Consider the following 24,934-nt stretch of genomic DNA (forward strand, 5'->3'; position numbering starts at 1 on the left):
AGCTAAACATACTGATATCTAACAAAAAATGCCGCCCTCAGAGGCGGCTTTTTTGCGTCTAAATTTCCACCGCAGGATGCGTATAGGATGCAGATGGGAGTGAAACTCCAGCGTAGGTTTGCCCGATTTCACGTGTGCGTGAATATCGGAGCTAGGTCATTTTGACGGGAACAGATTCGCTCTGAGCGCGCGCCGAGCCGATCGATCTGCCGGATATGGCGAGCGATCGTTAGGTGCTCATCCTCCGGCAGGACTTGTTGCGTCAGACAATCGCGTCCACGTTGATTGAACAGGTTGGCATGTGGACATTGCGTTACGAGATGTGCCTGAGCATCGCACGCATCTCATTCCTGACCCGGGTACGATGCCGAATGACCTAGTTGCGTCGCGCCACCAGACGACACAGTCGTTCCGTAGCGGCGTCGGGCACCCAGACTCTGGGGAGGAAGTCGCTTGCCTGAAGCTGCGCTAAAATCCCGGCATCGATCTTGTCGGTTTTGATCCGGGCATGGACGATCGCCTTGACCTGCATCGGGTTTGCGACAATTGACCGGGCCGACATACGGTTCGAGGATCCGGACGACCGACATCGCATTGTCGGTCGCCTCGACGATGATCCTGTCCGTTTTCTCCAGTCCCGAGCGGGTCATGTCGACCCGACCGAAATGGCGCAATCGGCCATCCTTCCAGAAAACGACTTCGGCGAAGGTGCGGTGAATGTCCATTCCTATGACACAACGCATGACCTTTCTCCCATTAGAATGGGGAGCAGTGGCCGACGCGACACCTTCTGATCAACAATGTGAACAACGGCATCGCATACAAACGGAGTCCGCGTCGATCGCAACGTCTCAAGACTGGTTGATCTCTTGATGTCCCAGCCTACTATTCGTCGTCACGTCGAAGATATTCCCAGCCATGCCGCCGGCAGCTATGTCTTGTGCATATTCGTAAGCGGCCGTCGCCTGCCAATCTGATATCGGCATCGCGTTACCCTTCCTCTTGCGCCTGCTTCTGGCAGCAGGACAATCAGGATGCGCAATGGGAAGATTTTGTGCAGACTGTGTTTGGAGATATGTCGATCTCGTAACGCAATCGCACGACATTATGGCGTTCGTCCGCGCCTGCCAGAATAGTCCGCGAGCCGGGCACTCGCCCGGCGAGCGGCGCTCATTTTCCATCCTCCCCTCGCCGATCCGCGAAGTCGGATCCCGGCCGTCGCCTGCCGCGTATCACGCATTTCCTGGCTCGCCTGTTCGACGAGGGAGAGGATCTGCACGCAATGGGCGTAATAGTGCGTTCCTTCGTCGGTCAGCGCGGTACGCCGCGTTGTCCGCGTCAGCAGCGAAACGCCCAGAGCCTCTTCAAGGTCGCGCAAATGCCGTGTGATGGTGGACGCCCCCGCGCCGGTTTCCCGCGCGACGGCCGCCAGATTGCCGCGTTCAGCAACACGCACGAAGGGCCGCATACGCTCCAGCGAGATCAGAGATTGTTCCATTTTCCGGCATTGTGCCTTTCGTTCTCACCGTATGGGAGAACAGTAGCCTATCGACTAGCCTGGGCTGAACACGAAATTTCTTTCCGTGGAAAGACACGCTCATGAATATCCTGATCGTCTTCGCCCATCCCGAACGGCACTCTCTCAACGGTGCCCTGCTTGATGTCGCCATCAGCGCGTTGCAGGCACAGGGCCATGAGGTCAGGGTATCCGACCTCTACGCCATGCGCTGGAAAGCGACGGTTGACCGGTCCGACTTCCCGGACATCCCAGCGGACGAGCGCCTGAAAGTGGCTTCCGCGTCCTCGCGCGAATTCGCCGAAGGTGGCCTGACGGATGACGTGAAAGCCGAGCAGGACAAGCTGCGCTGGGCCGACACGGTGATTCTCCAGTTCCCGCTCTGGTGGTTCGCCATGCCCGCGATCCTCAAGGGCTGGGTGGATCGCGTCTATGCCTGTGGGTTCGCCTATGGTGTCGGCGAACAAGCGACCGCCGCTGGGGCGACCGCTACGGCGAGGGGACGATGGCGGGCAAGCGCGCCATGCTGATCGTCACCGCAGGAGGCTGGCCGGAACATTATTCCGCGCGCGGGATCAACGGTCCGATCGACGATCTACTGTTTCCCATCAATCACGGCATCCTGTTCTCTCCGGGTTTCACCGTCCTGCCGCCGTTCGTGGCCTACAAGGTGGATCGACTGGATGACACGGGTTTCGACATTCTGGCGGAGCAGCTCCGCGAACGGATGCGGACGCTGACAACAACGGCGCCGATCCCGTACCGGCAACAGAATGGCGGCGACTATCAGATTCCCACCATGGAGCTGAAGGCCGGTCTGGAAGCACCTGGCACCGTCGGCTTTGCCCTGCATGCGGCGGTGACGACGCAGAAATAATCGCATGAGAGCCTATGATGCTTTGCGTAGCCATAACCATGACTATGGTCATAGGAGCGGTCCGGGACGAAGTCTTCTGATACGCGTCCTGGCACTCCCTTAGCCTGTTTTTACCTTGAGAGCCGCCCCGGCGGCCTCGGAAATGGCAGCCATAATTTGCACTCTGGCCATCTTTTCGGGAATTTCGAGCAAAGGAATACCCGCCTTCTGCAAGGCCAGACGCTTCACCGCCATGCGGTCATCAGCATCGCCGGACAGGTCATGGCCCGTACCATTATATTCGATCACCAGTATTGGCAGCCCATAGCGATCAATCAGCAGGAAATCGACACGCTTGCCGCTATAAGAACTGAAAGCCTGCTTCTGGCGCGGATCTTCCGGGTCGTAAGTCGTTCTGATGAACCCACCCATCGAAACCTCGAAGGCGAAACGCCAGTCGGGCTGATACGTCCTGATCCACTCGTCGAGCGCGTAGAGCACCTGCACAGCCTCCTTATTGACGGGACGGACGGCCCGCAGACTGCACTGACTGATGAAATGTAGCTGATTCTGCGTATTAGAAAGGTCGTTGTCCTGAAAATATTGCCGCCGACGCTCTGCGTCCTTCTTCTGGTCGGCAGCCTGTGTTTCCAGAGAGGCAATCCGGCGGCGTAACGACGAAAGTTCGCCTTTTCGGCTGGAGTCAGCGGACGGGCCGGAAAGACACGACAGGGTGTCTCGTCGGTGGTGGATTTACGGACACCGTTCTCGACCCATCCCTGAAGATCTGCGAGGGCATAGACGATACGACCACCGATCTTCCGATAGGTCGGGCCGGTGCCGTAGGTGCGGTGCTTTTCCAATGTACGGATGGAAATGCCGAGGAAGCGCGCCGCATCGGGCGTGCGCAGGAAACGGGTCGGCAACCCCGTCTTGGGATCGAGCATGATCGGGCCTCCGGTTGGGTTCGGCCGCTGTCGGTCACGACAGCGGGCCATGGCGAACCGTGGCGGAGGATCGAAGGTCTGGAGAGTGCCGAAAGCGATAGATCTGTTTCCGGCAATCCGGTAGGAAATGCTTATTGAGAACGGCAGCTATGACAGGCAAGCGGGAAATACGCGTACCTAGGAGGAAGGGTATTCATGTACATGACGCGTGCCCTGTAGCCTCTCCCCCAGCCGTAATCTTCTATTACAGGAGAATAGCTACACAACAAGCTTCTTATGCGCAATTCGGATTGCTGTGATTTGATTTTTGACAAAAATTGACATGTGCAACGGGAGCATACTTCACAAAAAACGCGCGAGTTGCGGTCAAATAGCCCCAAGGAAAATCTCTTAATGTCTACCAATTACGCCAACAAGTTGGCCAATCTGCAGTTTCGCCGAACTGGTGGTACTAATGTTTTTTCCAAGCACATGAGCATGGAGGCCATTGCCGACTCAGCAATGGTAGGTGATCAAGCAGTAACAGAGAGTTATCAAGTTCGAGCGGGGAACAAACCCGCGACAACATTCGCGTTGGGAGCAATGCAGGAAGTCGAAAGCCGTTTTACGAGAGCGGCGTTAGCCGAAGCCGATCGAGTGAAGCGATATCTTCAAACGAAATTAAGAAGCCAACTGAAAGCTAAGTTTGAACTTCAAGGTTCGGTCCCGCTTAATCTTCACATAGAGGGTATAAGCGATGTCGATCTCTTATGTTTTCGTACAGATTATCGAACATATTCGCCAAAAGGAGCGAAAGCAGCCGATTACGGGAGTTGGCCGAGCCACCTTAAGGGATTAGAGCCTGCGGATTGGTTGCGAGAACTAAGGAATGATGTCGAGCGACATCTTCTGACTTGTTACGGAGAAATGAACACCGTAAATACAACATCAAACAAGTCAATCGGCTTATCCGGACCCAGTTTTTCTGTGAAAGTAGATGTTGTTCCAGCTCATTGGTATCTTGGCGTCGAATACCAAAGCAGTGGGGATGATATGGATAAAGGAGTATGTATTTATATTAAGGACCAACATACTACATCAAAGAATTATCCATTTCGCTATATGCGCGAGATAAACTCAGTTGATATGAGATCGGCGGGAGGTACCAAAGCGGCCATTCGCCTTATGAAAAACCTTAAAGCGGACTCCGACGCGAAGAGGAACATTCGCCTTTTAAGCAGTTATGATATCGCGTCGTTAATTTGGCACCTCAATCCTGATCAATTACTACTTGAGGAAAGCCGCGAACTTAGAGTAATGGCTCATTTGGAAAAAGAACTTGACATTATTGTCTCCAATGAAAGCCGTTTGTTTAGCCTTAAAACACCCGATAACACTCGATTGATTATAGATAAAAAAGAAAAAATTGAGGATTTAAAAATATTAATACAAGAATTAAAAGGTCTGAATAAGATGATATCTGAAGAAAACTTGTCTTCTCCTTCGCAAGAAGCACTGAGCGTTCTCATGGAGACGACTGTCCCTATATATTAAGTTGAAGCCCATCGAGACGGCTGGACCCGATAATCGGCTACCACTCGTCGGTCAACAGCGTCTTTCGCGGAGAGAAGGATATCTCGACGAAAGGCACGATAATACGTATGCCTAGACGATACGACCACCCTCTCTCAGGTCGGATTATAGCTAATCGCCCTGTCTGAAAAACGGGGGCCACCTCTGATTCCCGTATTTATGAGGATTGATTTCGACACGCCAGCAAGGAATGATTGTCGAAGAACGTAGTTCGAGAGGATCTAGCCACTTCTCCGGTGCGGCTACTATGTGTAATTTTGCTGCTTTCTGGGCTTTGGCCGCACGTAAATATGGAATTGAATTAGGACTAAAAATGGTAGAGCATGAGTATTCAGTATTGGGACATAGCCGCACAAACGTAGGCCGGTATCTCGGCATAGTTGCGGCGGCTATTACATCTGGAGCTGCTGCTCTCGGCGCAGCAACTTATGGAATCGCAGCTTCATTTCTCCCAAATAATATTGCAACGCATATTGCACTACCACCCTTAACCGCAGCAATAGTTTTCACAGGTGTTCATTTTCTTTTTAATAAATATGCTTGGCGTTTTATGTGGGGCGTACTGCAAGTCCCAAAGATATATGGAGAATGGGAGTGCTTAGGTAAAACCATTGATGACAATGGTGAAATACGATATGAGTGGCAAGCAGATGTCACAATTACACAGACATGGGAAAAAATTTGTATCCAGCTAAAAACTTCCCAATCAAAGTCCTTTAGTCAATTTGTTGGTATAGAGCCTCAAGCTTGCGGAGAATATTTTCTCGCATACAGCTATCACAACGAACCGCGTCAAGGAGAGGCAGAACTTAGGCCGCATCTTGGTTATGCTGAAATGACGTTTAGTAAAAATCTAAAAACTGCCAGCGGAGATTACTTCAATAGGTACAGAAACACCGCAGGGCGTATGGAATGGACGAAGAAACAATAAAATGGCTAATTATGGATTAAAGCTTCTTCGGCTAAAGGCTAGACGCATTGGTGCACCCGGTATTGATGTGCCTTTGCAATCTCAGACCACTGTACGAGCATACTCTCAAATCGCCGAAATGCTTGCCGAAAATTTTGGCTTAGAGTCTTATGAACAGCGTACTAATTTCTCCTCAACTAAATATGCACTCGGCGCTATGCAGGCAGTCGATAATACGTATACAGAAAAATCCGTAAGCGAAGGTGATCGTATCAAAGCACATTTAGCCAAACACTTCGGATCTCTTTTTCCTGTAGAATTTCGCTATCAAGGCTCTGTTCCTCTTAATATTCACATTGAAGGCGTCAGTGATATCGATTTATTGATTCTTCGCAACGATTTTAAAACATATGACCCCACAGGACCTGGTCAGTATGTGCCTGCACCGGAAATCAATCCCTGTCAGCGCCTGAATGAGCTACGTAGAGAATGCGAAGAAACATTGACGTCGAGGTATCATGCTACAGACGTCGACTGCTCTGGTAACAAATCTATTGCTCTTTCTGGGGGATCTCTGGCACGTAAAATCGATGTTGTGCCGGCACATTGGTACGACAGCGATACCCACCAAGTCAGTTTTCTAGAAAGAGACCGAGGTATCGCGATTTACAACAAAGGAGCGCAACGAACGGAGATGAATTATCCGTTTTTGCACATTGCCAAAATCGAGGAAAAAAACCAGTTAACTAATGAAGGAGCCAAATATGCAATCAGACTTTTGAAAAATTTAAAGGCAGACTCACCTAATAAATCAAGTATATTACTGAGCAGTTACGACATTGCAGGTCTTGTATGGAATGCTCCGGTAAACATTCTTTCAGTTACTACAGGATTCGAGCTTGCGATTCTAACAAATTTGACTAATTTTTTAACAGATATGGTTAACAATACCGATATTGCCCTGTCTTTGAAAACGCCTGATGGCAGTCGAAACGTAATAGACTCAAACGAAAAACTCCACGGACTACGTTATCTCCATAATGAGCTTGTCACATTGCTTAACGATGTAACTGAAGAACTTTATCCCTCGACCTCATCCTTTTTTTCATCATCAAACATGGGTTTAGAAAATTATTACCTCCCCTAAAAAACTGATCTGAAAATTTTCCTAATTAGATGTCACGCAATCTACGGCGTGTCGTCATTCAAGCAGAATGATGACTGAAGCGAACTGCACGGCTGAGAGGAAAGTTGATCTGAGCTTGTCGTAGCGGGTTACGATGGCACGGAACTGTTTGAGTTTATTGAAGAACCGCTCAATAAGATTACGTTCCCTGTAAAGAGCAAAGCCTGTTTCCCGTCGTATCGTTCTATTGCTTTTGGGCGGTATGACCGGGATAATCCCGCGCTCTGTCAGCCGATTAATCAGTCTGTCGGCATCATACGCCTTGTCAGCAAGGAAAGCGTGCAGGTCGATGTTGTTCAGAAGAGGTTCAGCGCGAGTGATATCAGCATCCTGACTCTGTGTGATATCGAGTTCCACCGGGTTGCCCAGGGCATCGCAAATGGCATGAATCTTTGTGGTCAGGCGCCCCGGGATCGTCCGATGGCCTGATCCGCACCCCCTTTTTGAGGGCTCCGGCGCTGTGCTGGTGCGCCCGGACAATCGTGCTGTCTATCATCATGTATTCATTGTCGTGATCTGCCGCCAGAAGCATGAAAATCCTTTCGATAACACCACTTTCGCACCAGCGGCGCAGACGGCGATGCACGTTTTTCCAGTCCCCGAAACGGGCTGGGAGATCACGCGAGGGAATACCCCCGCGATAGCGATACAGCACCGCTTCCACGAACAGTTGGTTACACGTCGCCGGTCTTTCAACTTTGCGAACATGTTTTCGATAAAGTGGCGCTTTTTATACAGGTGCCAGTTGTAAGATGGCTTTGATTTCCGGTTCTTCCTCGGTGGAATGCAGGCGGTAATGTTCCGTTCGACAAGATATCGTCTGATCCGGTTGCTGTCATAACCCCGATCTCCGATGACCTCTTCTGTTCCTACCGGCAGGTGCGCCAGAAGAACATCTGCTCCTTTGAAGTCACTGACCTGTCCAGCAGTCAGATGAAGCCGGATCGGTCGGCCCTGACCGTCGCACACGGCATGGAGTTTTGAGTTCAGGCCACCTTTCGTGCGTCCGATATGGCGGGGAAAAACCCCTTTTTAAGCAGGGAGGCTGCTGTCCGGTGTGCTTTCAGATGTGTCGCATCGATCATCAGACGCTTCGAACGGCCAGCCTGTTCTGTTAGGGCGACAAATATCCTGTCAAAGACACCCAGGCAGTTCCATCGGATAAAGCGGTTGTATAAGGTCTTATGCGGACCATACGCTTTCGGGGCGTCTTTCCACTGAAGACCGTTGCGGATCACGTAAACAATCCCGCTCAGAACACGACGGTCATCCACACGCGGAACCCCATGAGCCAGAGGGAAAAACGGTCTGATCCGTTCCATCTGGTTCTCAGACAGCAAAAACACGTCACTCACAGCCTAACCTCCATCAGTAAGCCTGTGAATCACAACAATCTGCTCAGTTCAGTAAATTAATAGGTTCTGAGCCTAATGCAGCAGTGCTGGGGCAGAACCAGTAGCTGTCATTTCCTGTTTCGAGGAGATGTGTCAGACATCCAAAGTGAAATCTAAGCTCTTGCAGTGGGTTCGGCCCGGCGGGCAACATCGTTCATGAAAGCGCGTGCTCAATGCCCTTTTCCGCTATCAGGGTGCTGCCAAGAAAAAAGATCGTTCAGAATTTTAAGTAAACGGGAAGAATAGATTTGCCAGTCAAAGAACGACCCTGATTGGAATGGGTTTATTTGTGCAGTTGCACGTGACACGATATAATACGCGCAGCGCTCGACGACAGAGCTGGCTCACGTGCATTTAGATTCAACCAAGGCTACACATCTGTCATATGGCGTGTGGGGTCCATACGCTCGTGCAGAATGCGGATTACGTCGATAAAGCCATCCTCGTTTACCCGAAAAAAGAGCAGATGAGAGCCGACGAGCATCTTGAGATACCCTGCCCGAATATCGTCGGCAGTCCGTCCATGCCGTGTTCCGGCCGCAAGATCCTGACAGGCTCGTCCAATAGCTCGAACATAGTCATCGGCCTGAGTGGTTCCCCATCGTTGTGCTGAATAATCCCAGATTGCTGACAGATCGGCTTGAGCCGCTGGCCTTAAAAGGAAACGCATCACCGGAACTGTTTAGCCTTCGTGGTGAGGAAATCTTCTATATCGAACGGCTCGGCTGCACCGGACTGCTCGCCGTCGATCAGGGCTGAGCGAAGAGTTTCAAGTCGTGTCTCCCGCTCTTCAAGAATCCGCAGGCCAGCGCGTACGACGTCGCTCGCTGAGCCGTAGCGTCCACCTTTCACCTGCTGGTCTACGAAATCCGCGAAATGGTCGCCGAGTGAGATTGATGTGTTGCGTGCCATGGAGTCCTCCCCCTTACGTTTAAACGGTATACCAATCATTGGTACAATGCCAGCGTGCGAACGAGGTAATGTATTGATGCATCCGTTTGTGATGGAGTGACAAAAAAGATGGAGAGGCGAGAGAGGCCATAGGTAAAAATAAGGATGTGTATAGGATGCAATTGGGAAGTGTATTTCCGCGTAAGCAAGGGGAAAGCAGCGTAGGCGCAACACGTGCGAACGAAAGTGATCTCTAAAAAGTGATGGTGGTGGCGTAAAATTGGTGGCTCAGGCGCAGAGCAGACAATCGGGTCGTAGACTGGGACTAAAGGCTCATAACCTGAAGGCCGCAGGTTCAAATCCTGCCCCCGCAACCATACGTAAGCGTCTGATAAGACAGAGAAAAAGCCACCCCAACGGGTGGCTTTTTTTGTGCCCAAAACGCGGCGCAGGATGCGTATAGGATGCAAATGGGAGTGAAACTCCAGCGTAGGTTGCGCCTAAAACAGGCGATGTCACGATGTCGTGAGATTTATCGGCGCCCTTATTGATCAGTGGAAATTGCGCGATCTGACGACGATACGCTCGTCGGCGGAAGCGCTGGCATGGGGGCTCTCCGTAGAGGAGCGATTACCGACGTCCGCGAGCAGCCCGGAAAGGTCGGTGATCTCTTTTGCCACCAGATGCACAACGTCGCCTTCCTTCTGGAGCATGCCTGTCACCGCCAGCATCTGTCCGCCAAGCACGACACGCCGGTTCGCATCGAACATATCCGGCCAGATGATGACGTTCATATTTGCCGTCTCGTCCTCCAGCGTCATGAACACCACGCCTTCTGCCGATCCGGGTCGCTGCCGGACCAGAACCAGCCCCGCCACGGTGAGACGCTTCCCATCCTTTGTCGCCAATGCCTGCCGACAGGACATGATGTCCCTTGCCCGGAGATCCTCGCGTAGAAAGGTCAGCGGATGATCCCGCAGGGTAAGGCCAAGCCGGTTGTAATCCCGCACCACCTCGGCCCCGTCGCGCATGGGTTGCAGCAGCACATCCGGTTCTTCAGCTTCCCGTGTCACCCGCGCTGCGGCAAACAGAGGCAGCGGTTCGTCCCGTAGCGCCTTGATCCCCCACAGCGCCTCGCGCCGTGCCAGCCCGAGCGAGGGCCGGAAAGCGTCGGCTTCCGCGAGATGGGTCAGGGCTGCCGACTTCACGCCAGCCCGACGCCACAGATCATCGATCGAGGTAAACGGGCGTGAGGCTCGCGCGGCAACAATCCGGGCTGCATCGTCGTTGGCTAGTCCCTTCACCAGACTCATGCCAAGCCGCACGGCAAATCGGCCATTGGAGCTTTCCGGGCCTTCCAGCGTGCTGTCCCAGCGCGAGGCATTGACGCAAACGGGCCGGATTTCCACGCCATGTTCCCGCGCATCACGGACCAGTTGTGCCGGCGCATAGAATCCCATCGGCTGGGAATTCAGGAGGGAGGCCAGAAACACATCTGGATGGGTGCATTTCATCCATGAGGATGAATAGGCCAGAATGGCGAAACTCGCCGCATGGCTCTCGGGAAAACCGTAGGAACCGAAGCCTTCCAATTGCTGGTAGATCCGCTCGGCGAATTCCTCATCATACCCATTGGCGCGCATGCCATTGATCAGGCGTGTCTGAAACTGCGAGACCGTGCCGGTATTTTTGAACGTCGCCATGGCCCGACGCAACTGATCGGCCTCTGCGGCTGTAAACCCCGCACAGATCATGGCGACCTGCATCGCCTGTTCCTGAAACAACGGGATCCCGAGTGTCTTTTTCAGAACCTTTTCCAGTTCCGGGGTAGGATAGTTTTCCGGCTCGATCCCCTCACGGCGACGCAGATAGGGATGCACCATATCCCCCTGAATGGGGCCTGGACGCACGATCGCGACCTCAATGACGAGATCATAGAACACACGCGGTTTGAGCCGTGGCAGCATGGACATCTGGGCGCGGGATTCAATCTGGAACACGCCGATGGTGTCAGCCTTGCGGATCATGGCGTAGGTGCGCGGATCTTCGGCCGGAATGCTCTGGAGCGTGAAGTGCTGGCCCTTGTGTTCCGCCAGCAGATCCAGCCCCTTTTTCATGCAGGTCAGCATGCCGAGCGCCAGGATATCGACCTTCATGAATTTCAGAACGTCGATATCATCCTTGTCCCATTCGATGATCTGACGCTGCTCCATAGAGGCGGGCTCAATCGGCACCAGTTCATCCAGCCGGTCATGCGTCAGCACGAAGCCGCCGGGATGCTGTGACAGGTGGCGTGGCACGCCGATCAGGCAACGTGCCAAGTCGAGTGTCAGGCGAATGCGCCGGTCGGACAGGTCAATACCCGTCTCATTCAGGGCCTCATCATCCAGTTTGCGCCCCCAGCCCCAGATCTGACCTGACAGCGTGCGGATCAGGTCTTCGGGGAGGCCCATCACCTTGCCAACGTCCCGGAGTGCTCCCTTGGCGCGATAACGGATCACCACCGCCGTCAGTGCCGCCCGGTCACGCCCGTAATGCTCATAGACCCACTGGATGACCTGTTCACGTCGCGCATGCTCGAAATCCACGTCGATATCCGGTGGCTCGCCCCGCTCCTCGGAGACGAAGCGTTCGAACAGCAACGAGTTGCGGGCCGGATCGATGGCAGTAATGCCGAGCACGTAGCAAACGGCAGAATTGGCAGCCGAGCCACGGCCTTGGCAGAGAATGTCCTGGGAGCGGGCATAGCGGACGATGCTGTTCACGGTCAGGAAATACGGTGCGTAGTTCATCCGCCCGATCAGTCCGAGTTCATGGCGGAGCGTTTCCGCCACGTCATCCGGTACGCCATCCGGATAGACGGAACGGGCGCCCTCCCAAGTCAGCGCCTCCAGCGCCTGCTGGGGTGTCTGGCCAGGTACGGAGACTTCATCAGGATACTGGTAGGCCAGATCATCGAGCGAGAAGCGGCAGCGCTCCACGATGTCCATGGTGCGAGCCACCGCTTCCGTGTAACGGCTGAACAGCCGGGCCATTTCCTGTGGCGGTTTGAGATAGCGATCGGCATGACGTTCGCGGACAAACCCCGCCTCGTCGATGGTGGTGTTGTGGCGGATGCAGGTGACGACATCCTGCAGGATGCGACGGTCATGGGTGTGGAACAGTGCGTCGTTGGTTACAACGGTTGGGACACGGGCCTGATGGGCAAGGTTCGCCAGCTCATACAACCGCATCTGGTCATTGGGGCGGCGCAGCAGTGTCAGCGCCATATAGGCGCGGTCAGCAAAGGCGTTTTTTAGCTTGCGCAGGTGCAGGGCGCAGGCATCGTCTGCCGTGTCCGGGATCATGACGACGGTCTGGCCTTCGCCCCAGGCGATCAAGTCATCCCAGAGAAGATGACACTTTCCCTTTCCGGCCCGTGCCTTGCCAACGGTGAGCAGACGACACAGCCTACCATAGGCGGCCCGGTCCGTAGGGTAGACCAATACCGGCGGGAAATCGGCCAGGTCGAGGCGACAGCCCACGACAAGCCGGAGCCCGACCTGCTTTGCCGCTCCATGCGCCTGCACCATTCCTGCCAGGGAATTCCGGTCGCAGATCCCGAGCGCTTCGATACCCAGCGCCCTGGCCTGTTCGAACAGTTCGATCGGCGAGGAGGCTCCACGCAGGAACGAGAAATAGGTCGTGACCTGCAGTTCGGCGTAGCGTGGTACCGAGATGCTCACCCGAAGATCCCATGCAGGAACCAGCCCTGCGAGCCGGTCTCGCCATGCTCGCCATCACCCGCCCGGTAGAGCCAGAAACGCTCGCCGCTGGTATCCTCTATCCGGAAGTAATCGCGGGCGATGGTCAGTTCCGCGTCATTCTTCCACCATTCGCCAAAAACACGCTCCGGCCCGTCGGCGCATTTCACCTTCCGCCGCACGCCGCGCCAGATGAAGAACAGCGGCGGCTGGTCCGGCAGTTCCGCCATGGCCTGCACCGGCTCGGGTCGCGCCAGCAGGCGTGTGGGCCGTGGCCAGTGCTCCGGCCAGTCCTTCGTCTCCTCGGGCGCCAGCGCAGGCACACGGCAGAAGGAGCGTTCGGGCAGGTCGCTTTCCACCGGGGCAAAGCGATAGAGCGCCTGCATGCCGACACGGTTGGCCAGCGTGTCGATCAGGTCGGACACATCGGCTTCTTCCTCGGCGATCAGGGAGGACACGGTCTGACGCCGGTCCATCGGTTCGGCCAGCGAGGCAATCAGCACCATGCGCTCAATGCCGAACCCTGGATCGATGGTTTCGATCTTCTCGCACAGCAGTCGGGTCAGGCGTTTGACGTCCCGCACCGGCATGGCCGTCGCCACGCGGATCGCCTCGGTGCGGCTGTCCACGCGATGCAGCAGCAGGTCGAGACGCCGCACGCCCTGTCCACGCTCGTCCAGCCCCTGGCAGAGCAGCGGCACCAGCCTGCCGATATAACGGGCAATGGTCTCCGCCGCGCCGATGGGCTCGGCGAAATTCCGGCTGACCTCGACCGGATCGACCGGGCGGACTGGCACGATGGCTTCACCAATACGCCCGAAAGCCTGATCCAGCCTGCGAGCTACATCCGGCCCGAACCGCAGCGCCAGAGGGGCGCGGGGCATGGCGGCAAGTGGTCCGATGCGGGATACGCCCAGCGTGGCCAGTCCGTCGATGATCGGGTCCGGCAGGCGCAGCGCTTCAACCGGAAGATCGGCCAATACAGAAGCGGTGTTACCCGGCGGCACAACGGCAATCGGCACCCTACCATAGCGGGCGATGGCGTGCGCAGCGCCCCAGGTGTCCGCCACCACGGCCGTTGCCCGGAAACCGGCTCCCGCCATGCGGTGAACCATGTCCTTGAGCATGGGAAGTTCGCCACCATGCAGGTGATCCGCCCCGGTCGTGTCCAGTACCAGCCCGTCCGGGGCATCGACCGCCACAATGGGCGCGACCCTGTGCTGGAACCACAGGGCGAGTTTTTCCAGCCCCAGCCGGTCGCCTTCGGGATCGGCGTCCATCAGCACCAGATCGGGATAGAGCGCCTGGGCCTTGGCCACCGGCGTGCCGGGGCGCAGCCCCAGCTTGCGGGCGGCCAGATCAACAGACAGTAGAACCCGGCGTCGTCCTTCCCGTCCGACAAGGGCCAGCGGCGTTTCAGGCGCGGGCGCGTCTGGTCCAAGTCGTTTCCTGATCCGGTCGGTCGGCCAGAGTGGCAGGTAAAGAGAGACGACCCTTGCCATCACAGGCCTCCACTTCAAAATCGGCACATTCGCCCGCACGGGCACGGATGAGTTCCAGCAACCAGCGCGGTCTTCCCACACCGGGCACCGGCAACGACACAGACGGCAGGACGGAGACCCGCCAGCGGGTCACACTGGCAGTCGGCTGACCAAAATCCGCCGCATCCGTCTGTCGCCGCCAGCGCCGGATGGCGATGCCAAGAGAGCCGGACGTCTCGGCCGCCAGTTGCAGGCGGCGTGAGGCCGTCATGGACAGACGCGCCACCTCGGCGACCACAGCCCCAAGGCCGCCATGCCGCAGTCCTTCCTCGAAACAGGCAAGCACATCGACGTCCGAGCGTGCCTCGACATAGATGGTTCGCCGGGCGGAAAGACCCACCTGTTTTAGGGAAGGGGCGAACACATCCTGGCGGGTGACGATCCACAGCACCTTGCCACGCGTGCGGGCCGCGATCCCGGCGCAGAACTGTCCGGCCGCGGCACTATGCAGGGCGTCATTCCCCCCTCCCGCCACTTCATGGAGGGCGCCCAGAGCCAGCCCGCCACCGGGCAGACGCGCATCGATCTCGCGCACGCCAAAGGGCAGTACCTTGCGGCGTCGGTCGCTATGCCCTTCGAGACGGCTGATCGCGGCCCGCAGCGTCTCCAGACCGGATTTTTTCTGGGGTTCGGCAGTCATGTCACGACTCAGTATCCATTCGTCCTGGTGGGTTTCCTGATTATATGTTCCTGATTTGTTCTTTAATGGCGTGGGGAGTCAACATTCATCTTTCGGAGGAGCGTATCGCGCCACATCTGTGGCAATTCGCAATCCGGGAAGATATCGTCCTAAGAAATTGAAAACAGGACGCTTTGTCGGAAGAGGGCGGGCTGTTACCATCCCGCCCATAAAAAAGATCGTTGTCCGGGGAAACCGACAAACACGGAGTCTCCCTCATGCGGTCAGTCACGATGGGAGGCACAGGTGCTTGTTCACGAGGGAGCGGAGCGCAACGCCAGCATCGACAGGCGTCTGGGCTGCTCGCTGGCGGCTATCGCCGGTGCCGTGAACGCCACCGGGTTTCTGGCCGTGGGCTATTATTCGGCCAATATGACCGGCAATGTCTCAGCACTGGCGAGTGGCCTGCATGAAGGCCATCTGGAACTGGTCCTGTCCTGCTGCGGTCTGATATTGGCCTTTGTCGCAGGAGCCGTGCTGTCGGCGCTTCTGGTCAATGCGGGCCGTCGCCACAACCTGCCCTCAATCTACGCACGGAGCATCCTGCTGGAAGCCTGCCTGCTCGGGTTTCTGGGGGGCGTGGATCTTCTGTTTTCGGCCCAGCCACGGGATCCGGTGCTGGCCTTTGGGTTGAGTTTCCTCATGGGGCTTCAGAACGCCACGGTCACACGCATTTCCGGGGCGCGTGTCCGCACCACCCATATGACGGGAATGCTCACCGATGTGGGGCTGGAACTGGCGGACTGGTTGGAGAGCTTTTTTCATCCGGTTGACCCAGCCCGGCGGACCGGTACGCGCGAGTGTCTGGGGCTGCATGCCGCCATCGTGCTGTCCTTCACGCTGGGCGGCGTGGCCGGCGCCTTTCTGTATGGCTGGTGGTCTGCTCTCTTTCTTCTGGCGCTGGCGGGGCTTCTGGCCTGTCTGGCCCTGCCGGGTGCACTGTCGCATGAGCCTGTGGCGGAACAGGAACCGGCGTCGGTTCCGGCTTACGGGGAGAAGCATTCCTGATGTGCAATCTCTACGCCATGACATCGAACCAGAAAGCGATCCGGGAGATTGCAAAGGTTCTCGATGATCTGACGGGCAATCTCCAGCCTTTGACGGAGATATACCCGAATACAATGGCCCCGATCGTGCGGAACGGCGGAAACGGTCGCGAACTGGTCATGGCACGCTGGGGCATGCCGACACCTCCTGGCTATCTCAAGGGACACAGGGTCGACCGGGGTGTAACCAACATCCGCAATCCGTCCTCGACATGGTGGAAACGCTGGGAGGGCGTGCAACATCGTTGTCTGGTGCCATTGACGGCGTTCTCCGAACCGGAGCGTCTGCCCGACGGGACATCACGACCGGTGTGGTTTGCGCGGAATGATGGAGAACCGCTGGTCTTCTTTGCCGGGATTTGGTGTCGATGGACGTCCGTGCGCAAGCTGGCGGACGGAGAGACGACGGATGATCTGTTCGGTTTTCTGACCACGGACGCCAATCTGGAGGTGGGCGCGATCCATCCGAAAGCCATGCCTGTGATCCTGACGCAACCGGATGAGCTGGAGCGCTGGATGACGGCACCGATAGCAGAGGCTCTGGCGCTTCAGCGTCCGCTGCCCGATGGAGTTCTGTATCGGGTGCAGGCGCCGGCTCTGGCTGACTGAGAAAGGGGATCATCCTGTCCTGTTCGGGGCGTTTGATACATCGCAACGACAGATCGGCTTAGCAGGTGTTGTATGGCTGGAAGGGTTTCCCGCCATCGGCCCTTTTCAGAAAAGGACATGCGCCATGAGATACGCTCACAGCAATTACGAGGCTTTCGTTCACCCTCCAGCCCCGCAGGGTATGGAAGGACGGTCAGCGTGGATCGTGGGCGGCGGGCTGGCGGGCATGGCGGCGGCGGCGTTCCTCATCCGAGATACGGGCATGACGCCTTCAGCCATCACCATTCTTGAGGCATCGGACAGCGATGGTGGTGCGCTGGATGGGGCGGGGAATGCGGAGACCGGCTGGCTGATCCGTGGCGGTCGGGAGATGGAAGAGCAGTTCCAGTGTCTGTGGGATCTGTATCGTTCCATTCCGTCTCTGGAAATTCCCGATGCATCAGTGCTGGATGAAGTCTGGCAGGTCAATCAGGCCGATCCGTCTACAAGTCCGGTCCGCGCCATGTGCAATCGGGGACAGCCCCTCGCCGATCGTGACAGGCTGACGCTCACGGGAAAGGCGCGGCGCGAGATCATTACCCTCATTCTGACCGATGAGGACGAACTGGCGGGAAAGACGATCGCGGATGTGTTGTCCGGCGATTTCATGGCGTCGAACTTCTGGCTGTTCTGGCGGTCGATGTTCGCGTTCGAGACCTGGCACAGCGCCATTGAGATGAAGCGCTATCTCGCACGGTTCGTGCATCAGATCCTCGGACTGAAGGATCTGCATGCGCTGAAATTCACCAGATATAACCAGCAGGAATCCCTGAGCAGACCACTGGCCACATGGCTTGCCGATCAGGGCGTCGTGTTCCGTCATGGTGTGACGGTGACGAATGTTGCCGTTGATGTGTCGGGCAGAACGAAAGTTGCGACCCGTCTCGACTGGCTGGAAAATGGCGCGACCGCTGGTGTTGACCTGGGTTCGGCGGAGCTGGTGTTCGTGACCAACGGTTCCATGGTGGAGAATTCACGCTGGGGCGACCATCATACACCCGCGCCGATTGATACGACCATCGGAGAGGGGAGCATCTGGCAGCTCTGGCGCACTATCGCAGCGCAGGATGCCGCATTCGGGCATCCTGATGTTTTCTGTGGTGATACGAAAAAATCCCGCTGGCTGTCGGCTACGGTTACGACCCGGGATGCGCGGATTCCGGAGCTTGTAAAGCGGATTACGGGGCGTGATCCGTTTTCGGGGAAAATCATCACGGGTGGCCCGGTCACGATCGCGGATTCATCCTGGCTGATGAGCTGGGTGGTCAGCCGTCAGCCTCATTTCAAGGGGCAGCCCGAAGGCCAGATGGTGGTCTGGCTCTATGGTCTGTTCAGTGACGTGCCTGGCGATTACGTGAAAAAGCCCATGCAGGGCTGCACGGGGGAGGAAATCACTCGTGAGTGGCTGTTCCATATGGGCGTGCCGGTGGAGCAGATCGACGACATGGCAGCGACAGGGGCGACGACGCGTCCGTGCATGATGCCGTTCATCACGGCGCAGTTCATGCCGCGTGCACCGGCTGACCGACCGAAGGTAGTGCCGGATGGGAGCGTCAATCTCGCCTTTCTCGGGCAGTTCGCCGAAACGCCACGCGATACGGTTTTCACCACGGAATATTCCGTCCGCACGGCGATGGAGGCGGTCTATACCCTGTGCAGCGTCAGGCGGGCTGTGCCGGAAGTGTCGGGCGGCATTTTCGATGTCCGGATGCTGTTACAGGCGGCTGCGGAACTGCGGGACGGAGAGAAGGTGCCAGCATCCGGACTGATCCGGCACCTGACACAGGGGACCGAGATTGACGATCTTCTGGAACGCTACGGGCTGGTTTGAGCTTACTGTCAAAGTGTTGAATACTTTCACAGGTAAAACGGACATAACCAGGAAGAACGAGTCTGATGTCAATTACGGCGACTGGTTGAACGGCAGTCCTGGCTGGTTCAGAAATAACAAAACATGGCGCCGTAGATATTTTCGAGATGGGTTGAAGGCCGGAGTTCACGTAATGGCAGTCGTTCATTGCCGCGATCTACAGCAAATTTTGCAAACGGGGACAACCGGTAGATACTCTGATTTTCACGGGTTCTGGCAAACAACGGCTGGTATCAGACGTCATTCATAAACCGACATGGCACAGTCGGCAGGAATACAACGCTGGGTCAGGCGACACGACGTGATGCGCCGCTCGCCTGCCCGAAATCAGGCCTTGATGCCCGCAGCCCCGTTGAGAACCGTTGGGTCATCCTGGAGAGTCACGTGCTGTGATACAGAGACATGGTAAAATCGGAACCTTATCCCGTTCTGTCATGCGCGTTGCCGGGGTGGCAGACTGGTTCAGACTCTCCGTGATCAAGATGCATCACAAAGGGACGAAAAAACATCAATTCATGACAAAGATCGGCGTCTATCCTCCGTAAAAGACTTTTTCTCCAAGATCCTTCATGTGCAGGATGGCGTCATCAGGGCGACCGGCAATGTCTTTTGTGAGGTAGACGCCGGTAACCTCGCAAACAAAGGTGTGATGATCACCCAGTTCCACAATCTGTCTCACTTTCAGTTCAACCGCCGCCGGGACGCATGCGAGTATGGGGGCTCCATTGGCGGCCCACCTGACCTCGTAATCTCCCAGTCTGCCATCCGCATACGGAACGGGCTTGAAGAACGCAAAGGCCAGATTTCCCTGCTCTCTGCCGAGAATGTTCAGCACCAGATCGCCACTTTTGCTTGCCTCTGCGTAAATGGCGGAATCGGTCTTGATGCCCAGGGCAAGCAGAGGAGGAACGAAGCTGGTCTGCGTTACCCAATTGATAGTCGCCGATGCTATCGTGCTGTCCTGACTTCCTCCTGTCAGTACGTAGAGCCCATAGGGGATCATTCTCAGGACGGTTTTTCGGATCTGTTCATCCATAACGTATTTCTCCGCTTACAGTTCGTCATTCGGACGATAACACATTACTATGGGTGGCACCCTGCGTCATGTAATACCAATCATTGTTTGCTGGTATCCATGAGAGATACCGGAAGCTTTCACCCTGTCTGGAGGTCTGCTGTCACACGCGCGGCCCGGGCGAATGGCATCCAATGTCAATCTGTACGGCGTGTTGATCCTGGAGTGCCTGACGATGCGTTATGGAAACGATCGTCAGATTCGGGATATGCTCGCGCAGAAGATCGTAAAGACGGATCTCTCCCTCCTGGTCAAGATTTGACGTGGTTTCATCGAGGAATATCCATTCAGGCCTATTTATCAGAATGCGTCCAAACATCAGACGCTGCTGCTCGCCGGGCGAAAGGCGTTCTGTCCACCTTGCTTCCGTATCGCGTTCATCAGCAAGGAATGACAGGCCTACCAGATCAAGGATCCGACAAACACGCTCATCGGGAACTGCTTCTGGGGCAACGGGATAACAGAGTGCCTCGCGCAGTGTCCCCAGTGGCAGATACGGACGCTGCGACAGGAACATTACCCGTGCCTCAGGCACGTGGATCTGACCGCTGGTAAATGGCCAGATTCCGGCAAGGGCGCGTAGAAAGGTGGATTTACCAACGCCAGATGCGCCGGTCAGAACAATATCCTGCCCCTGAGGCAGCGTGATGTTGACGTTTGAAAGCAGAACTGAACCATCCGGACGAAGTACAGTCAGATTCTCTGTAACAATATCAGAATTTGAAGCTGATTTTTCACGCAAGGAATCATGGTCGCTGACGGCGATGAAATCCATCGTTCTCTGGAAGCTTGCCAGACGGGAAACATTGGCTCGCCATTCGGTAATGGCCGGGTAAGCAGACCATATCCAGCCCAGCGCTTCCTCGACGCGTGAGAATGCCTGAACCAACTGCATCAGGGTCCCAAAGGTGATCTTTCCTGCGAAATAGCGGATTGATCCGACGAGGAGGGCAAAATTTCCGGACAACGTGCCCAACCCGTCTGTCAGAAAGCCAAGCCATTTCGTCCTGGTCATAATGCCAAGAAAATTGTCATATACGGACGAGAATTTTCCCAGCAGAAGATGCTTTTCGCGGTCTCCCCCGCCGCTCAGGGCGATACTGTCCGCATGATCCCGGACATGCACAAGCCCATACCGGAAATCTGCTTCCGCCTTTTGCTGGGTAATGCGTAACGGGATCAGCCGTCGACCTGTCAGATGTGTGACAATTGACGCAAAAGCAGAATAAAGCAGGGCTATCCACAGGAAATAGCCGGGGATACGAACCCCGAGCACGGTGATGGATCCGGAGAGAGCCCAGAGAAGTCCGACATAGCTGACGAAGGTAATCGTGCGCGACACAATATCGAGAAACTGTGAGAGTGTATCACGTACAAATCCGTCGATATCCTCCTGTATGCGCTGATCGGGATTGTCGCTGGTCTCTTTTAAGTGAGCCCGTGTCACGGCAATGCGGAAGGCGAGGTTCTGATCGAGCCACTGGGCGAGCATGCGGTGTGTCATCCAGCGCCGCCAGCGGAGTTGCAGGAGCTGCTGGAGGTAGGTGGCGTAGACCGAGATCAGCAGCGATGGCAGGGTGATGATGAAGAAACCGGGAATGATCATGGACGGTGTCCGGACGAACCAGAACAATCCCCGGAGGAACGATGTGACGTCGCGCTGTTGCAGGGCAGTATAGAAAATATTGCGGGAAAAAGATTGCAGGACGTCCGCTCCAACCAGCAGCAGGGTCAGCCCCAGTACCGCAGTCAGTAATACCCACGCGGACTTCTTTTCTTCAGACGTGAAATAGGGTCGGCTGAGGTACCATAAATCGTCGAAAGCAGCGCGAAAGCTCTTCATCCGACGAAGGCCCTTAGCAGCCGATCACGAGAGGCAGTTGCCAACACTTTGACGACTTCTTCGCCCTTCAGGGTTGGTCGAGCCGGATTTCCATATTCCCGGATGGAGACGGTTCTGTTTTCTTTCTCTTTTTTCCCGATGACCAGCATGACAGGTATTTTCGCAAGACTGTGTTCCCGAATCTTGTAAGAGATTTTCTCGTTACGCAGATCCGATAGAACCCGGATGTCGTGTGCATCGAGATTCCTGATGAGGTCTTTAGCGTAGTCGTTTGCCTCCTCTGTGATCGTCGCGACAACGACCTGCACCGGTGCGAGCCAGAACGGCAGATGGCCTGCATGGTGCTCCAGAAGAATGCCAATGAAGCGCTCAAGTGAGCCAAACAAGGCGCGATGCAGCATGACAGGCGTGTGCTTCTGGCTATCGGCACCGACATAGTGTGTGTCCAGCCGTCCCGGCAGGTTGAGATCGACTTGAACTGTACCGCATTGCCAGTCCCGTCCGATGGCGTCCCGCAGCACGAACTCCAGTTTCGGGCCGTAGAAGGCGCCTTCGCCGGGATTGTGGGTGTATGTCAGCCCGGCAGCTTCGACACCATGGCGCAGCGCAGCTTCTGACCGATCCCATATTTCATCCGATCCCACCCGTTTTTCCGGACGGTCGGAAAACTTGATACGGACGTCCTCGAAACCGAAATCCCGATAAATCGAGAGTACCAGATCACAAATCGTCTGCGTCTCACTTTCCATCTGTTCGGGCGTGCAGAAAATATGGGCGTCATCCTGCGTAAAGGCACGCACACGCATGAGACCATGAAGTGCCCCCGAGGGTTCAAAACGATGAACCTTACCGAATTCGGCCACACGGAGTGGCAGATCGCGATAGCTTTTCAACCCTTGTCGGAAGACCTGTACGCCACCGGGACAGTTCATGGGCTTGAGAGCGTAGGTGCGTCCCTCGGTCTCGGTGGTGAACATGTTCTCCCCGAATTTGTCCCAGTGACCGGAGGCTTTCCACAGAGACAGATCCATGATGTCAGGCGTGTTGATTTCCACATAGCCTTCCGTGCGCTGACGCTTACGCAAATAGGCGAGGAGTGTCTGGAACAGCGTCCATCCGTTGGGATGCCAGAACACTGCTCCCGGTGCTTCTTCCTGAAAATGGAAGAGATCCATCTCACGACCTAGCCGACGATGATCGCGTCGAATAGCCTCCTCCCGTCGCTTTTCCCAGGTTTCGAGTTCCTGCTCGTTACGCCAGGCCGTGCCGTAAATCCTCTGGAGCATCGGGCGGTTTTGGTCACCCTTCCAGTAAGCGCCGGCTGTTTCAAGAAGACGGAAAGCATGACCTATCTGTGCGGTACTGGAGAGATGAGGCCCACGACACAGGTCCACGAAATCACCCTGTCGATAGAACGTCAGAACAGCATCAGCCGGGAGTGCGTTGATGATCTCGGCTTTGTAGTCCTGGCCCTGTTCGTGACACCAGGAAAGTGCCGTCTCCCGGTCCCATATCTCGCGAGTGATCGGTTCATTACGAGCGACTATTTCATGCATGCGGGCTTCGATCCGGGGCAAATCGTCCGCCGTGATCGGCTCTTCCGGCTCGACATCGTAGTAAAAGCCGCTTTCAGTAGCCGGCCCGGTCGCAAACAGAGTGCCCGGAAACAGTTCGCTGATCGCCTGAGCCAGAATATGCGCCGCGTCATGGCGGATGAGGGGTAGCGCATCTGCATCGTGCCGGTACACAGATTGGGACCGAATGTCATCGGCTATGCTGGACGAACGGTCATGAAGAACACCATTGATCCGGCAGGCCAGGACTTCGCCTGGCTCTTTTTGGGCAGGACGGTGGAGGGACGCAGACGATGTCATTGAAGACCCTTGACGAAAAAGAGCGGAGAGATGGCAGGAACTCATTTGATGGCCTGCGGAGGAAGGGATTGCGTGGTCGAACGGACGGGCGTTGCAGGACAGGACTGGCAATCAGAGCAAAGTCCCTGCAACTCAATGATCCGTCGCCTGACCTGAAATCCAAGACTGTCGGCATTTTTGTCGATCAGACGGGAGGAGGCCTCGTTTTCCACCGATTGGGCGATACCGCATTGCTCGCAGATACAAAAAACCAGACGAGAGGGATTTTTCGCTCTGATGTGCACAAACGCATTCCGGCTTTCCAGACGGGCGACGAGGCCTTCGGCCATAAGTTTACTCAGTGCACGGTAAATGGTTGGAGGAGCCAGCGTGCGCCCGTCCGGGCTGTCAATGCACCGGAGTATGTCGTAGGCGGAAAGTGGAAGTCTGGCGTTTGTCAGAACGGTCAGGACGTCGTCCCGGACCGACGTCGTGCGGTCTGAAGATCCACATTGCCGGGATGGTAAAGAACAGAAACGACGAGAAGATGTTTCCATATTCTTCATCCTCTGACTGTATCGATGATGAGATGGATCCCGGGCGCAGTAGTGTCGTGACCCGCGTGACAGATACGATGCAGACAGCCGGCATCCTGACCGTCAGAACCCTTGATGAACGCCACTGAGAAAGAGTCCAGCGTGCTGGTCATGCCCGCGTTTGGATCGGGGTAACTGCACCACTCGGCACTGGCCGAGCCATAGCAACAGACAAGTCTGAGCGCTCCCGGCACCGCTTCAAAGCCAGTGTCATCAAGGGATTCTGTCGTCAGTCTGAGACGCTGAGGACAATCCTGTGTGACCGCGGAAAACAGGCTCAATAATTCGGCAACATCACTGAGAACAAGAGGCGGGAACGCCTTTATCACCGCTCTGGACGCAAGGGCGTCGGCGAGTTCATCGGGGGTGCCGGACATGTCGAAGACGGTCTGGGAGGAAGGAGCTTCTGCCAACGCTTTGTGCCAGACATCTGGAACCACGCGGCCCCAGACGACCATGTCGATATCGCCGCGATGGAGGTCCAGCAGGACGGATGCATTGGAACAGGCAATCACGTGTGGGGCGGGATAGGCTAGAGGCGGCATCTCAGGACTGTCTGGCGCCGGGGCGGGCCAGCTTTCCACGAACAGCGTGGCAGTGCGACGTTGATGCGGATCCCGGGACATGATTGCAGACTCATCCGGGAAAGGCATGAGGCGCTTTTCCGTAACTGCTGGTGTGGTGAAAGGAGCTGTCATGAATCCGATGCTTGACGGGATGCTGTCGTTACCTCTAGTGTTATATTATAACATAACATAGTCAACGCTG

At 55.9% G+C, this 24,934-nt stretch carries 18 protein-coding genes and 5 pseudogenes; 7 read left to right on the top strand and 16 right to left on the bottom strand.

Annotation, left to right across the window (positions count from 1 at the left end):
- Positions 1 to 376: 376 nt before the first annotated feature.
- A complete protein-coding gene (locus J2D77_RS16175; protein WP_207847519.1) occupies positions 377 to 562 on the bottom strand; it encodes a hypothetical protein in 186 nt (61 codons plus the stop codon).
- Positions 563 to 1,210: 648 nt separating this feature from the next.
- A pseudogene (locus J2D77_RS16180) lies at positions 1,211 to 1,498 on the bottom strand (LysR family transcriptional regulator); the annotation flags it as partial.
- A gap of 101 nt (positions 1,499 to 1,599) precedes the next feature.
- Between J2D77_RS16180 and J2D77_RS16185 the strand changes: the two are divergent.
- Positions 1,600 to 2,393 (top strand): annotated as a pseudogene (locus tag J2D77_RS16185) (NAD(P)H-dependent oxidoreductase).
- A gap of 99 nt (positions 2,394 to 2,492) precedes the next feature.
- Here J2D77_RS16185 and J2D77_RS16190 read toward each other — a convergent pair.
- Complete coding sequence (locus J2D77_RS16190; RefSeq protein WP_331000137.1) at positions 2,493 to 2,873, bottom strand: DUF2726 domain-containing protein; 381 nt, start codon at positions 2,871 to 2,873, stop codon at positions 2,493 to 2,495.
- 185 nt (positions 2,874 to 3,058) lie between these two features.
- Positions 3,059 to 3,319: pseudogene (locus tag J2D77_RS17390) on the bottom strand (helix-turn-helix transcriptional regulator); the annotation flags it as partial.
- A gap of 393 nt (positions 3,320 to 3,712) precedes the next feature.
- On the opposite strand from J2D77_RS17390, the gene J2D77_RS16195 reads away from it, so the two are divergent.
- From J2D77_RS16195 to J2D77_RS16205, 3 genes are all read left to right on the top strand, one after another.
- On the top strand, positions 3,713 to 4,852 hold the full coding sequence (locus tag J2D77_RS16195; protein ID WP_207847520.1) for a nucleotidyltransferase family protein: 1,140 nt from the start codon (positions 3,713 to 3,715) through the stop codon (positions 4,850 to 4,852).
- A gap of 229 nt (positions 4,853 to 5,081) precedes the next feature.
- Positions 5,082 to 5,822 (top strand): Cap15 family cyclic dinucleotide receptor domain-containing protein, encoded by a 741-nt coding sequence (locus J2D77_RS16200; RefSeq protein ID WP_207847521.1) that lies wholly within the window; start codon positions 5,082 to 5,084, stop codon positions 5,820 to 5,822.
- Position 5,823: 1 nt separating this feature from the next.
- Positions 5,824 to 6,948 (top strand): nucleotidyltransferase family protein, encoded by a 1,125-nt coding sequence (locus J2D77_RS16205; RefSeq protein WP_207847522.1) that lies wholly within the window; start codon positions 5,824 to 5,826, stop codon positions 6,946 to 6,948.
- Between the two features lie 54 nt (positions 6,949 to 7,002).
- Here the strand turns inward: J2D77_RS16205 and J2D77_RS16210 are convergent.
- The 7 genes and pseudogenes from J2D77_RS16210 to J2D77_RS16245 all read right to left on the bottom strand — a co-directional run.
- Positions 7,003 to 7,663 (bottom strand): annotated as a pseudogene (locus J2D77_RS16210) (IS5 family transposase); the annotation flags it as partial.
- Positions 7,639 to 8,342 (bottom strand): annotated as a pseudogene (locus J2D77_RS17395) (IS5 family transposase); the annotation flags it as partial. The pseudogenes J2D77_RS17395 and J2D77_RS16210, both read right to left, overlap by 25 nt.
- A 409-nt stretch (positions 8,343 to 8,751) precedes the next feature.
- The gene (locus tag J2D77_RS17640) at positions 8,752 to 9,051 is read right to left on the bottom strand and encodes a type II toxin-antitoxin system RelE/ParE family toxin (protein ID WP_220556092.1); all 300 of its coding nucleotides are present in this window, start codon (positions 9,049 to 9,051) and stop codon (positions 8,752 to 8,754) included.
- Positions 9,051 to 9,293, bottom strand: a complete 243-nt coding sequence (locus tag J2D77_RS16230) for a type II toxin-antitoxin system ParD family antitoxin (protein ID WP_207847525.1) — start codon at positions 9,291 to 9,293, stop codon at positions 9,051 to 9,053. The genes J2D77_RS17640 and J2D77_RS16230 overlap by 1 nt, the downstream gene beginning before the upstream one ends.
- 530 nt (positions 9,294 to 9,823) lie before the next feature.
- Positions 9,824 to 12,997, bottom strand: a complete 3,174-nt coding sequence (locus J2D77_RS16235) for an error-prone DNA polymerase (protein WP_179193917.1) — start codon at positions 12,995 to 12,997, stop codon at positions 9,824 to 9,826.
- Entirely contained in the window at positions 12,994 to 14,517 is a 1,524-nt protein-coding gene (locus J2D77_RS16240) for a Y-family DNA polymerase (protein ID WP_167370229.1), read from the bottom strand. The genes J2D77_RS16235 and J2D77_RS16240 overlap by 4 nt, the downstream gene beginning before the upstream one ends.
- The gene (locus tag J2D77_RS16245) at positions 14,432 to 15,196 is read right to left on the bottom strand and encodes an ImuA family protein (RefSeq protein WP_078527115.1); all 765 of its coding nucleotides are present in this window, start codon (positions 15,194 to 15,196) and stop codon (positions 14,432 to 14,434) included. Before J2D77_RS16245 ends, J2D77_RS16240 begins: the two co-directional genes overlap by 86 nt.
- Before the next feature lie 285 nt (positions 15,197 to 15,481).
- Here J2D77_RS16245 and J2D77_RS16250 point away from each other — a divergent pair, with 285 nt between their 5' ends.
- From J2D77_RS16250 to J2D77_RS16260, 3 genes are all read left to right on the top strand, one after another.
- Positions 15,482 to 16,243, top strand: a complete 762-nt coding sequence (locus J2D77_RS16250; RefSeq protein WP_061471974.1) for a YoaK family protein — start codon at positions 15,482 to 15,484, stop codon at positions 16,241 to 16,243.
- Complete coding sequence (locus J2D77_RS16255) at positions 16,243 to 16,890, top strand: SOS response-associated peptidase (protein WP_061471972.1); 648 nt, start codon at positions 16,243 to 16,245, stop codon at positions 16,888 to 16,890. The genes J2D77_RS16250 and J2D77_RS16255 overlap by 1 nt, the downstream gene beginning before the upstream one ends.
- A gap of 124 nt (positions 16,891 to 17,014) precedes the next feature.
- Complete coding sequence (locus J2D77_RS16260) at positions 17,015 to 18,760, top strand: oleate hydratase (protein WP_078527117.1); 1,746 nt, start codon at positions 17,015 to 17,017, stop codon at positions 18,758 to 18,760.
- 571 nt (positions 18,761 to 19,331) lie between these two features.
- Here J2D77_RS16260 and J2D77_RS16265 read toward each other — a convergent pair.
- From J2D77_RS16265 to J2D77_RS16285, 5 genes are all read right to left on the bottom strand, one after another.
- A complete protein-coding gene (locus tag J2D77_RS16265; protein ID WP_061471969.1) occupies positions 19,332 to 19,835 on the bottom strand; it encodes a flavin reductase family protein in 504 nt (167 codons plus the stop codon).
- Positions 19,836 to 19,977: 142 nt separating this feature from the next.
- The gene (locus tag J2D77_RS16270; RefSeq protein WP_078527119.1) at positions 19,978 to 21,717 is read right to left on the bottom strand and encodes an ABC transporter ATP-binding protein/permease; all 1,740 of its coding nucleotides are present in this window, start codon (positions 21,715 to 21,717) and stop codon (positions 19,978 to 19,980) included.
- Positions 21,714 to 23,591 carry a threonine--tRNA ligase gene (thrS, locus tag J2D77_RS16275; RefSeq protein WP_331000136.1) on the bottom strand — a complete coding sequence of 626 codons (1,878 nt, stop codon included), beginning with the start codon at positions 23,589 to 23,591 and terminating at the stop codon, positions 21,714 to 21,716. The genes J2D77_RS16270 and thrS overlap by 4 nt, the downstream gene beginning before the upstream one ends.
- Positions 23,592 to 23,632: 41 nt before the next feature.
- Positions 23,633 to 24,127: a Fur family transcriptional regulator gene (locus J2D77_RS16280; protein WP_078527122.1), complete on the bottom strand. Its 495-nt coding sequence runs from the start codon at positions 24,125 to 24,127 to the stop codon at positions 23,633 to 23,635.
- A 5-nt stretch (positions 24,128 to 24,132) separates the two neighbouring features.
- On the bottom strand, positions 24,133 to 24,864 hold the full coding sequence (locus tag J2D77_RS16285) for a DUF1826 domain-containing protein (RefSeq protein WP_086654393.1): 732 nt from the start codon (positions 24,862 to 24,864) through the stop codon (positions 24,133 to 24,135).
- Between the last annotated feature and the right edge of the window lie 70 nt (positions 24,865 to 24,934).

The sequence above is a fragment of the Acetobacter garciniae genome (assembly GCF_017377735.1).
Taxonomy (GTDB): domain Bacteria; phylum Pseudomonadota; class Alphaproteobacteria; order Acetobacterales; family Acetobacteraceae; genus Acetobacter; species Acetobacter garciniae.